Origin of the sequence: Marseilla massiliensis, from assembly GCF_023336985.1 — a bacterium.
Taxonomy (GTDB): Bacteria; Bacteroidota; Bacteroidia; order Bacteroidales; family Bacteroidaceae; genus Prevotella; species Prevotella intestinigallinarum.
In genome coordinates this window covers 1-12,366 of record NZ_JAMBLP010000042.1, presented here as the reverse complement: position 1 = coordinate 12,366, position 12,366 = coordinate 1, and the positions used below count along the sequence as shown (strand labels likewise).

Annotated in this window: 8 protein-coding genes and 1 pseudogene; 4 read left to right on the top strand and 5 right to left on the bottom strand. The window is 45.9% G+C overall.

The window, feature by feature from the left end:
• Positions 1-173 precede the first annotated feature (173 nt).
• From M3089_RS15315 to holA, 4 genes and pseudogenes are all read right to left on the bottom strand, one after another.
• A pseudogene (locus tag M3089_RS15315) lies at positions 174-1,580 on the bottom strand (RHS repeat-associated core domain-containing protein); the annotation flags it as partial.
• 215 nt (positions 1,581-1,795) lie between these two features.
• Positions 1,796-2,032, bottom strand: a complete 237-nt coding sequence (locus M3089_RS15310) for a hypothetical protein (RefSeq protein WP_249085125.1) — start codon at positions 2,030-2,032, stop codon at positions 1,796-1,798.
• 1,752 nt (positions 2,033-3,784) lie between these two features.
• Positions 3,785-4,276, bottom strand: coding sequence for a helix-turn-helix domain-containing protein (locus M3089_RS15305; RefSeq protein ID WP_249085123.1), 492 nt, complete (start codon positions 4,274-4,276; stop codon positions 3,785-3,787).
• 777 nt (positions 4,277-5,053) lie between these two features.
• Complete coding sequence (gene holA, locus M3089_RS15300; RefSeq protein ID WP_249085121.1) at positions 5,054-6,079, bottom strand: DNA polymerase III subunit delta; 1,026 nt, start codon at positions 6,077-6,079, stop codon at positions 5,054-5,056.
• Positions 6,080-6,268: 189 nt separating this feature from the next.
• Between holA and M3089_RS15295 the strand changes: the two genes are divergently transcribed.
• From M3089_RS15295 to M3089_RS15280, 4 genes are all read left to right on the top strand, one after another.
• Complete coding sequence (locus tag M3089_RS15295) at positions 6,269-6,718, top strand: type I restriction enzyme HsdR N-terminal domain-containing protein (RefSeq protein ID WP_205112132.1); 450 nt, start codon at positions 6,269-6,271, stop codon at positions 6,716-6,718.
• 678 nt (positions 6,719-7,396) lie between these two features.
• Positions 7,397-8,032 (top strand): ABC transporter ATP-binding protein, encoded by a 636-nt coding sequence (locus M3089_RS15290; protein WP_249085119.1) that lies wholly within the window; start codon positions 7,397-7,399, stop codon positions 8,030-8,032.
• 182 nt (positions 8,033-8,214) lie between these two features.
• The gene (locus M3089_RS15285) at positions 8,215-9,003 is read left to right on the top strand and encodes an ABC transporter permease (protein ID WP_205112128.1); all 789 of its coding nucleotides are present in this window, start codon (positions 8,215-8,217) and stop codon (positions 9,001-9,003) included.
• A gap of 550 nt (positions 9,004-9,553) precedes the next feature.
• Entirely contained in the window at positions 9,554-10,441 is an 888-nt protein-coding gene (locus M3089_RS15280) for a DNA/RNA non-specific endonuclease (protein WP_249085116.1), read from the top strand.
• Between the two features lie 609 nt (positions 10,442-11,050).
• On the opposite strand, the gene M3089_RS15275 is transcribed toward M3089_RS15280, so the two are convergent.
• Positions 11,051-12,172 (bottom strand): TlpA disulfide reductase family protein, encoded by a 1,122-nt coding sequence (locus tag M3089_RS15275; protein ID WP_249085115.1) that lies wholly within the window; start codon positions 12,170-12,172, stop codon positions 11,051-11,053.
• Between the last annotated feature and the right edge of the window lie 194 nt (positions 12,173-12,366).

Here is a 12,366-nt window from a genome sequence, read left to right as displayed (position 1 = left end):
ATATAGAATGTTATGCCCATTTAACTCAGATGCTATAACTTGAACAACCTTATTGTTTGGATTCATATTTGTAATTTCATCCACGACTCTGATTAAGGAAGGACTAAAAGGTCCTTCCTTAACAGTACATTTAATCATCAATAGACATATACACAAAATTAATATGACGCCCTTCATTTGTTTACTCTATTCTTTATCTGTTGATAACTTGGTTTATAGATAACTCTAAATCTTGAGCGACCTAAATCATACTGATATAATTGGGGTTGTTGTTTGTTGTCACCAGAATAATAAATATAAGCTTTAGGATATTCGCTTAGCATAGCCTTTGGATGGTTTTGTTTATACGCATTGTACACATTATTTAATGTCCACAAGTCGCCTTCTGCATTATAACTTTGTACTGCCTGGTTGGGTTTTGTCTGCTTATAAGCATCATAATCTCCAGAGGCTTTTGTATTGTTAGGGTTACTCCCCCTTGGGTGATTGTGCAATTGGAACACTTGATCTTTATAATCTTTTGTGTCTAGTGATACACTCGAGGTACTAAAATCCGAATGTAATTTAAACTCTACACTATTATTTTTCTGTAGACCAATCAAACTCCATTCAACCTTTGTGTGGTCTGCAGCAAATTTAAAGAACTCAAATGCATCATCTGAGTTGCTCGTTTTTGCTGTTGTTCCATTTGCCGATTGTTTTTCAACCAGCTGGGAAACAAATTGTTTACCAAACGTAATGTTGTCTTTTCCTGCAAATATTCTATGTGTACTTTTGGCATTAGTACGTATCCAAAATGTTATTTGCCCAATTTGATTAATTTTGTAATCATCCATGCCATCAATATCTAATAGATTGATAGGGCTATTATGACAATATGTATATGAACTAATATCAGGACAAGTTTCTTCTTTTGGATCCGTACTCATCCACAAACTTATCCTTGGCTCATAGTACCTCGCACCATAGTAGTACATACCAGTCTCCTCGTCAAACTCCTTGGCATTGAAGAGGTATGGTGTGTTCCACGTATTGTTGCGCTCCTTGATGAACACTTCTCCGAAAGGCACATACTCGATGTGCTGCACCACCTCACCGTCAAGATTGGTGATATAGCTTGAGTTACCCAAGTGGTCGGGATGGTAGTAGAACTGCAACTTCTCGTAGTCATCGTTGGGCTTGAAGTTACCATCTATTCGTGCCATAGCCTTTGCTGAGGCTGAAACCTCTGCAACGTCATTGCAGCAGAAGCCCTGGCCGTTCACGTAGTCGTTGTTGTCCTCACCGTTGTAAGGCACACCGAAGTCGGCATAGTTATCCTTAATGGCTTGTTGCTGGCGGTTGTACTTCGTCTGATAGTCCACACTGACACCGTCTGCCTCTGTTCCTGCGTATGGGATGCGTCTTGGGTCGGCACCATAGCTGGCAAGGTCGCCAAGCTTGCTGACGATACGCTGGCTTCCGATGTAGATGTGCTTGGTGTACTTACCACCCTGACTTGCCACAAGGTAGGGGCTAACATAGAGGGAGAACTTGGCGGTGTTGGTCACGCCTCCGAAGAACTCGGAGTTATCATAGATGATTGTCGGCCACTCCTCAGAAAAGCATAAGCAATCTTGGCTTTGCACTCGATTACCCGAAACTTTGGCATCGTAAAGGTATCGGTGACCGTTGACAACCTTCTCATGGTTTGTTCCCTCAGTAAGATAGTTCAGTATCATTATCAAATTTGGTGATGCAGGTTGAACATCCAAAATGGTCTTTGTAATAGTCATAATGTTCATTTTTACTACAGTCATGCGGAGTAGGACAATGGGGCCTCTTCACGGTTTAATCTATGGGTATCAACATATGCTACCATCTCATTCAACAAGTTATTGACATCCACTCTTAATTTCGAATTTTCACATTCTATTAAAATCCTATTTAAAACCTTCGATTCTAAGTATGCATCTTTTTCAACATTGTTCTCAATATCAGCTTTCCTATTATCGAAAAAAGGCCCTACCATAGCTTTCACCATATTCATCATAGAAATATTTATATAATCTTAATATGGAGATGCCTATAAAAAAACTATAGGCATTAATGGGAGATAAATGATGAGATGTTTCTTTAATAACGCCTATTGTATTTTCAAAGCCACAATGAGTAAATGCATTAAAAGGTACACCTCTGCCATTTGCGTTTCTAATGTTGACAGATATGGTGTGCTTGCGAATTGGTTTGCACCCCAGAACTTGCATATTGCAAGAACTTGGCAACAAGGCCTCCCTCCGAGAGATCAATGCATCGAGCCGTGATTTCCGGTTGCGCAGCGGCAATATGCAAGCAAACTTGACATTGCTCTCGGTTTGCACAATAATAGATGTATATCTGTTCATTCTCACAACGCAATATTCAAATTGCTTATAAAAATATGATTATATTATTTAATATGCAAGAAAATATTTGTATATTTTGAAATATATCGCCTTTTGGATTTAGTTTAGTTATAAACAAAACAAACGACTTGCATACAAAAACAGAATTCCAACATTAGCCATATATTTATACCAACATGAAATTATTTCCTCTTAATTGCATCTTATACGGATAATAAGTGAACTTATCTCAAGGATGCATAACACATCCTTTCAAAAATAAGTGAAAGACGTTATGCAATATTAATGATTAGTAGCAAAAGCCTTCATAAACTGCAAACCACCATTATTGCACATTCAGATATAGAACCTTAAAGAAAATATAATGACATATCTTCAATACAAATATACAATCATATTTGATATTTTAATTACAAATATTGAATAATTAAGGTGGTAATATGACTGCAAATTTAATTGCCTTTTTAGCCTGTGGCAATATAATCCCCATAACAACCATCTAATCCAAACACTTTAGTCAACCACATGAGCATCATAACGCAAACCCGCCATTCGGCGAAATGTGGTTGGACTCATAGACACTAACCTCGATTTATACGCAAAAACAAAGGCTAAGTTCAACCAACATATTCGAATGACAAAATCCTGAAAATGAAAAGCAAACAGAAGGGTTCACTCGCATGCGGTGCACTCACATTGTAAGTGTCCATGGCTGTTATTGGAAATATTGTTGGAATGTCGCTGTTTGCAACTTCGTTTTCCATTAACAGAAACATGTTCACGAAAGTTTAACGCTACGAAATGGCATGCATATCTTAACCAATCTGTATTTAACAAATACAAAAGCGCATAGAATAGGAAAATGAAAAGAAGAACAACGATAACAAACACAAAGGTGGCAACTGTATGTAACGGTCAACTTGGCGTTTCGGTAAAGTACCTTGTAAGCACGTCGGCGACAATCATTATCCAAAAGTTTGCTAAAACTGACACCACGTCTTATCTCCGTATGACACAAATACTCGCTAACCTGTATTATCATATAGCGTATATTTGATGATTGAAAAACCATGCCAACATTCCGAATTCAACAGATCAACAAATTACTAAAGCAAGATGCGAATATCAAAAAAGTACAACTATCGTTCACACTATTCCATAAACAGTGGAAATTACCACATCCCCGCTCCCCTCGTACCTTAGCCGGCAGCTTGATGTCGAAACAATAAAACCCTGAATCAAGTAGCCTGCCCATCAGCTTAAGAATCGTCGTATTACAGAAGTTTTGCCCCTAAAGTATCAGCAAGATTACCATATCACAAAATGAAAAACCATCATCACCCACGACATGGCATAACCATACCAATATAGCTACAAACATAAGGAACTACAAACAAGGCTTACTTTTTTGCCGGCACAAAAGTCTCGTAGGTCAAATCATCATAATATACGCGTATCTCAACTACCTTCCTTTGTGGCTTGTCAATATATTTTATCTCCTCTCTGATTATCTCCGGGCGTGTATTCTGCACACCATTGTTATGTTGCTGCCCTGAGAATAGATTTCTGTCGTGCTCCGACTGTTGGGTAGGGGAATGAAAATCACTATCCCCAAAATCCAAGGCCAGTGCTTCAGATGAAGGGCGTTCACCTGTGTCATCAGTTCCCCTGTCATCAGACTGGTGCTCGTACATGTCGCCGATACCAAACAAAAGCCAGTTTGTATTGATGTCAGGAATTTTCCTTTTGATGGCTTCCACGATATTTAACGTAGGTTTTGTACGGCCATTGAATATACTACTCAACGATGCCGGAGACATATCTATGAACTGGGCAAACACTTGCTGGGTCATGTGTTTGGATTCCATTATCTGCTTTATCCTATCTTTCATACCAGTTTATACGCATTATTAATGGGTAAAACCCCGTTTTCTGTTGCGTTTACAAAGGTAAAACATTTTATCGGATTATGCAACTCATAAACTAAGATTTTTATGTTTTAAATTTAGTGTTTACATTTCTAACTTTAGAACATCAAACACATAAAGCGGCCCTATTAGTGATTTACAACAACAAACCTAAATCGCAGTATTTGAATTGTGCCAAAACCTTTTATTAAGGCAATTATCTCAATCAACTGGCTTTAAAAGAGATATTTACACAAAAGATACATGCCAAAACACAGAATATAAGGGTAAACATCGCCAATTTGAGCAAAACCATATAAAATAGATTAAATTTTAGCTATAAAATCATGGTTCTCAAGTTATTATAGTGATATTATTGTCGTGTATTTATATGATTTAGTATTTCAAACCTCGTTGTTTTGATTTACGAATGTAACACAGTTTATTTGTAAATTACACATTGTTTTAGTGTAATCAACTAAATATCGGTTTACAAAACCGATATTGCATACGTCTTTACATTTGCATAATTCACAAAAGCAAACACAAAACCATGTTAACACCAAATTTATATCAGTCATAGAAACAAGATTCTGTTGTTTTTGAAAAATTCCGAGCAAGCGGTCGGAAAATCCAAAATACGCGATTTTCAGAGGGGGTAATTACCACGTAAATCGCTGAAATCCCGATATTTGGAGCCTAAAAAAGCGTCCCTGTGGAACGCTTATTCTAGATGAAAAAGTGGCAAAATACCCGCTATTTTCAGTGCAATATAAAGAAAATTAACTCTTTCATGAGCTCTCCCTGCGGTGTATTTGGGTTGTCAAGCCCCTTACTTTTGGCGTCTATCTCTCTAATTTTAGAAATTATCTGCAAGACTTTCACTCCCTTGAAATTTCTCATTCCGGTCATGTAATCTTTTGCCGCCCATTGTGAGCGCAGCTCCAACCACTTTGCGAGGGCCTCTGGATTGCCTTTCTGCGGGCAATAATAAGCAATCAACAGATTCTGGAAGTAATTGAAGAGCATTGGGAGAAAGCTATAGATATTGCCGGCTTTAGGGTTTTCGTCAAAATATTTCACTATCTGATTTGCCTTGAACACATTCTTGTTCACCACGGCATCACGAAGTTCAAAGGCGTTAAAATCTTTGCTTACCCCTATCTGCTGCTCAACGATTAGCGGCGTTACCCTACGGTCTTCTTCGGGCAAAGCAATGAGCAATTTATCAAGTTCGCTCACCAACCTGTTGAGGTCGGCCCCAACCGAGTCGGCAATTATCTGTTGCGATTTGGGGTCTATGCTTGCCCCCTTGCCCTTGAGATATTTTTCGATGAATGTGGGCAGTTCTCGTTCACGCAGTTTTATGCTTTCAAAAAGCACCCCAACATTCTCGACCAAGGCAGCCAACTTCTTCCGCCGGTCAATTGTTCCGTTCTTATGGCACATCACAAGTATAGTCGACTTTTGTGGTTTTTGCATATAGAACTCCAGTGCTTCAGTATTGCGCAGGTTTTGGGCTTCCTTCACAATGACCACTTTCAAATCAGACATCATAGGATAGCTTCTGGCCACATCCACGATTTGTGCAGCCGAAACATCAGACCCGAAAAGCACCGTCTGGTTGAAGTCGCGTTCTTCAGCGGGCAATACGTTATCAGCGATATAGTCTGTTATCTTGTCTATATAATAAGGTTCGTCGCCCATCAGATAATACACAGGTGCAAACTTCCTAGCGCGCAAGTCCCTCACAATGCTGTCGTATGTCACGTTTTTGTTGTCAGCCATTCTTTATTTATTGCATTATTTATTAATTTTGCAAATCCTATCGCATAAGGCCCGCCATACTCCTCATGCTCAATCCGAGTATGCCAATGGCATCAGCGAAAGATTGCGGTATGCAAAGATACAGCAAAATATCGGTTAACCGAAATGCGAATATGATTTTATTCTAACTACATCACACATATATATATAATGTATAAGCTCAATCTGCCACCATTCAAGATAATACTCAAGCCCACCGCCGGCAAGCAACAAGTCTACGACGTACTCCGCAGAAAATACGTGGCATTGACCCCTGAGGAATGGGTCCGCCAACACTTCGTGCATTTTCTATGCGAGCACAAAGGCTATCCGCTTGCTTACATGGCCAACGAAGTGGAGCTATCGGTGGGTGCAAAAAAGCTCAGGTGCGACAGCGTGCTTTATGATACGGCCCTGCATCCACGGATGATAATGGAATACAAAGCACCCACGGTGAGCATCACGCAGGACGTATTCAACCAGATAGCAGCTTACAACATGCTGCTCAAGGTAGACTACCTGGTGATGAGCAACGGCCTTCAGCACTATTGCTGCAAGATGGACTATGAAGGTAAAAAATACTTATTCCTTAATGACATTCCTGATTTTAAAAATTTATGACATAATATCATAGCAATCCCACATTGCCATGCCATGCCTTGCCATCCTACGGGCTCGCCACCGCCACCCCATCCGGCCGTAAAGCAACAGCACCACCGGCCATGTTGCAACGCAATGACAACACAACAGAAGCATGGCTGAGCCACACCGATGCCAGCAATGCAGCCCAAGCATTTAAGCAGTCGCCACGTGCCATACCACAGCCATGCCCATCGTAAGTTCTGCAAGGGGCCAACCTCAGATGTTTTCCGGCTCAAAACCGTGTAACAATCGAGGAATAATGCCCCATGACTACACCTGAAATTGCAGCCAAAGAATGAATCCGGAATATATAAAACACGTCCAAACACTAAACTGCTGTAATACAATCATTTATAAAGTGTACCTGTAACACACCTGCAACAATGGCGTTCGTGAAAGACGGATTGCGCCCAGAATCTCCAAGCAGAATTAGCGCCACCCTTTTGTGTCAGCCCAACAATCCATTGTCGGAAAACCCGTTGCGCCTACGTCAATGCCGGCAACCAGCTTCGCTTTTGCAAAAACGGAACACTACATGCCATCCATTGATTATTTTTCAGTACCTTTGCATACGACAGAACATAACCGGACAAACGCCTGCTCTGGCCACGCCGACAGCAAAGCGCGTCCGACAAACAGCAAAAACAGAACCCAACAATGCTTGAGATCAAAAACGCATCCATAACCATCGGAGGCAGGCAACTCTTTGCCGGTCTATCGTTTACAGTGCCCGACGGGCAGACCGTTTGCCTGACGGGAAGCTCCGGCAGCGGCAAGACAACGCTTCTGCGAGCCATCCTTGGCTTCCATCCGCTCGACGAAGGGCACATCAGCATAGACGGCGAACTGCTTACGCCGTCGTCGGCCGAGGAGTTCCGCAAGCACATATCATATATACCTCAAGAACTCACCTTGCCCTCTGAGTGGGTGAGCGACATGATGCGCCTGCCCTTCACGCTGAAGGTAAACCGCGGCAAGGCTTTCTCAAAAGACTTGCTCATGGCCGAATGGCGCAAACTGGAGCTGCCACCGGCACTCTACGACAAAAAGGTGGCCGAGCTCAGCGGTGGCGAGCGGCAGCGCGCCGTGCTGTCGGCAAGCGGTCTTTTAGGCAAGTCGATATTGCTTGTCGACGAGCCAACGTCGGCCCTCGACGCCCACACCTCGGCCCTTGTGCTCGACTACCTGAAGACGCTCGCCGCCCGCGGCTGCTCCATCGTGGCCGTCAGCCACGACGCCGACTTTGCCCAGGGTTGCGACAAATGCATATCCGTAAGCACCACATTGCCATGACAGCAGCCCTGCAGCGCCGCTTTAGGCTCATCGGCTGTGGGTTGATGCCGTGGCGCATAGCCAGCCACGGCGTGCTGCCGATGCCCTTCGCCCACATCGGCTGCCACTCCTGCCAACCAAAAGCAGCCAATCCCCCATTGACAACAAAGAACAAACAGACATAAAAGACAAACAAAACCGACATGGAAACAACCGACATTTCATACCTCAGCATGGCCGTAGGCCTGCTGCTCATGGCCCTGCCCGTATATTTCTTCCACCGCTTGGGCGCAAGGCTCATACAGTCTACCGCCATAGCCACGGTGCGCATGGTCGTCCAACTGTTTCTCATTGGCCTATACCTGCGCTACCTCTTTGAGTGGAACAGTCCGCTGGTCAACTTCGCATGGGTGCTCATCATGGTGCTCGTGGCCACGTTTACGGCAGCCAGACGCACCCGCCTGCGCCTGCGCACCATAGCCCTGCCGCTGTTCTCGGGCCTGCTGGCCACGGCCGTAGTGGTGGGACTGTATTTCCTTGTGCTCGTGCTCAGGCTCGACCATCCTTTCGACGCCCGCTACTTCGTGCCCATCATGGGCATACTCATGGGCAACATGCTCAGCGTAAACGTCATTGCCCTCAACACTTATTACGACGGGCTGCAGCGCGAGCACCATCTTTATTACTATTTGCTTGGCAATGGCGCCACCCACCTCGAGGCCATCACGCCTTTTGCGCGACAGGCTGTCGAAAAATCGTTTGCGCCATGCATTGCCAATATGGCAGTCCTTGGCATAGTTTCTCTGCCAGGAACCATGATCGGACAGATACTGGGGGGCTCGGCACCGGGCATAGCCATCAAATACCAGATGATGATAACCGCCATAACGTTCTCAGCATCAATGCTTTCGCTAATGCTCACCCTGCGCCTTGCCGACAGCCGATCGTTTGACGTATACGGGCGTCTGCGCAATGTCAGACGCAAGGATTGACCTACGTCAAACCTTTGACCTACGTCAACAATCATGGGGAGCAACGCAAAAAAAACGCCCCTTATGTGTACGCACACAAACAAAAGGTACTATCTTTGCACTGTCAAAACACGAAGATTCAGGATAACGGATGTGAAGCTACATCCAACCGATGAGACACAAAAAGATTGTATAACAAAAAGTAAAAGAAAGGGTAACGAATTATGAAAAGGATGATTAAAAAGATTACGACGAGCAAAGTGTTCAACAAGTACTGCGACAACATGCTCAGAATGTACAACTACGGAAGAGTGAACATACCGGCATAAGCCAGAAAGGCGAGTCAAGCCGGTTTTGCAATAGAGAGGAGGAAAGACAGCCGCAAGGCAGCCTTTCCTCCTCTTTTTTGTGGTTTGCCGCCGCTTTTGGCACGCTGCCAGCTTGGCGGCACGCTTTTTTTGCGTAACTTTGCATCTGCGCCCAACTACGGACGGCAGCGCCGCGCCACGATGGCAGGACAGCCCCGGCCTGACAGCAGGGCTGCATTAAGACTCTCAAATAACAACAAAAGATGAAACAAAAAACCATCCACGCCCTGTTTGCCGCCACCATTTTGGCCGCCGCATCGGCAGCATGCAACGTCAATACCGACAAGATTAAGGAGGCCGTTGGCGACGAGGTGAAGACGGCGCTGGCCGACTACGCCGAAAAAGCCATCGACAAGCTCGTGGCAGAGAACCAACCCGACGACACTGCGGATGCCGTGGAAGCCGCGGCAGGCATCGAGGTGCCGGCACCGCTCACCGACCGCAAGGAGCAGATATTGCACCGAACGGCCTACACGGCGTCGTACAACAGCGACACCAAGCTGCCCAACTGGGTGGCGTGGCACCTCACCGCCAACCACACATCCGGTCCATACAAGCGCGGCGGCATCGACTTTGCCGAAGACGAAGAGGTGAACGAGCCCCGCGCCACAGACAACGACTACTACCGCTCGGGCTACGACCGCGGCCACATGTGCCCGTCTGCCGACAACAAATGGAGCGAGGCGGCACAGCGCGAGTCGTTCCTCTTCACCAACATCTGCCCGCAGAGCCACGGGCTCAACGCCGGCGACTGGAACGAGATTGAGCAGCAGTGCCGACGATGGGCCGACGAGCTTGGCTCCGTTTACATTGTCAGCGGCCCCATACTGTACAAAGGCCGCCACAAGACAATAGGAAAGAACAAGGTGGTGGTGCCCGAAGCCTTCTTCAAGGTTGTGCTGTGCACCGAGGGCGCGCCCAAGGCCATAGGCTTCATCTACAAGAACCAGCCCGGCAACCGCCCCAAGGGTGACTACGTCAACAGCGTCGACGAGGTGGAACGCATCACTGGCATCGACTTCTTCCCTGCCCTGCCCGACGACATCGAGACCAAGGTGGAAGCCTCGGCCAACCTCGCCGACTGGAAGTAATGACACATCCAGACAACATATCGAGGCTCACCAGATAAATCGAGGGCTTTTTAGGAGTCAAGGAGCTAGGGGGAGTTAAGGAGCTAGGGGGAGTTAAGGAGTTAAGACAATAGTTTTTGTACAATGGAGTTAGAGGGAGGTAGAAGGAGTTACAAGGAGTCAGAGGACAATGGCATTGCCTCTCTCTCTTCCTGCAACACTTTCCCCATGCCCACAGGGTTCCCGTGCTTCCAAAACTATTGTCTTAACTCCTAAACTCCCCATAACTCCTTAACTCCTAAGACAATAGTCTTTGTACAATGGAGTTAGAGGGAGGTAGAAGGAGTTACAAGGAGTTAGAGGACAATGGCATTGCCTCTCTCTCTTCCTGCAACACTTTCCCCATGCCCACAGGGTTCCCGTGCTTCCAAAACTATTGTCTTAACTCCCCCCTAACTCCTTAACTCCAAAAACAATTCCTTTAATAATGCCATTGTCCTCGAACTCCATAACTCCCTGTACGATTAAGCCCCCTATGTTTGTCGAGTGGCCACAAATTGATTGCCACGCAACAACCGACACGCTCCGTATTGCAACTAAATACGGGGCGTGCCGATTCATAAAACATCACTAAAGTACCTCACGCAAAATAGCCTCTACCTCCTCGGCCGTGGGATCTACGGCCAGGATAATGCCATTGCGGTCAACGAGAAAAGTGCCTCCACCGCCGCGGATTCCGTATTGGTTCCACAGTTTGATGCGGTCATTAAGCTCAATGAGGTTGAGCCAAGGGTACTTGTCGCGCCCGATGGCCTTGCGCATGGCCTCCGCATCACGTTCACGAGCCACGCCCACGATGGTGAAACCACGGTCTTTGTACTTCTCGTAAACGGGAATCAGGCTTCTGGAATGCCTGCGGCACGGCCCGCACCAGCTCGCCCAGAAGTCGATGAGAGCCACTTTGCCCTTGATTTCCTCCGACACCTTGTGGTAGTTGCCTTCCAAATCGGGCGCGGTGAAGTTTACATAGCGACCTCCAACCTTCACACTCTGCGATGCACGCCACTGCTTCATATATTTCGAAAGGTGGAAACCGGGAAACTTGCCAGCATATACATCATCGTAGATGGACGCCACTTCACTTACCGCCACGCTGTCATCATAGAAGCGCTCGCCCCACTCAAAAAGCATGAAAAGCCCGACAAGCCCGGGATTTTTGCGCATATAACCGAGCCGGAACGCCTTAATCAGTCCGTGGTAGGAATCACTCAGTGCCTTATATTCTTTGCGTTCGGCCTCCGACAGGCTATCATAATCAGCATATTTGGCAAATCTCGCTCGGTAACAAAGTGAAATGCTGTCTGTCATTCCGTTCACACGCAACAACTCTTTGTTAAGCGGCGAGGCCGAACACCACTTAGGGGAATCGTCGGGAACGAACCTCATGCGCACCGTATCGCCCTCGGCAAAGAAGTCCACCGCCCGTCCTATCCATCTTTTATTGTAAGCACAGATTGAATAAACGGCAGGCTTTGCCGTGTGGATATCGTAAGAAAAACGGCCGTTAGCATACGGTATGGTGTCCGTATAGATATAGCTGTTGTTCTGATCAACCCTGCGTACCCTTATCACCTGCACTGCCGTATCGGCTACCTCGCCTTCTATATGCGTGCATATCTTTCCATACTGTGCTTTGCAGGCCACTGCAACCAATAACGAACAGGCCACAGCCCAATGTCTTTTTCTCTTCATTTGCATAACAGGTTATTACAGCCAATCTTCCAATATTGCCTCCACCTGCGCGGCATCGGGGTTTACGGCCAGTATCTTGCCGTCGCGACCTACGAGGAAGCGGCCGCCTCCGGCATTGCCAATGCCGTATCTCGTCCAGATGCCGAGGCGGTCGTCAAGCTCCAGAAGGTTGAGCCACGGATAACCGTCGCGCC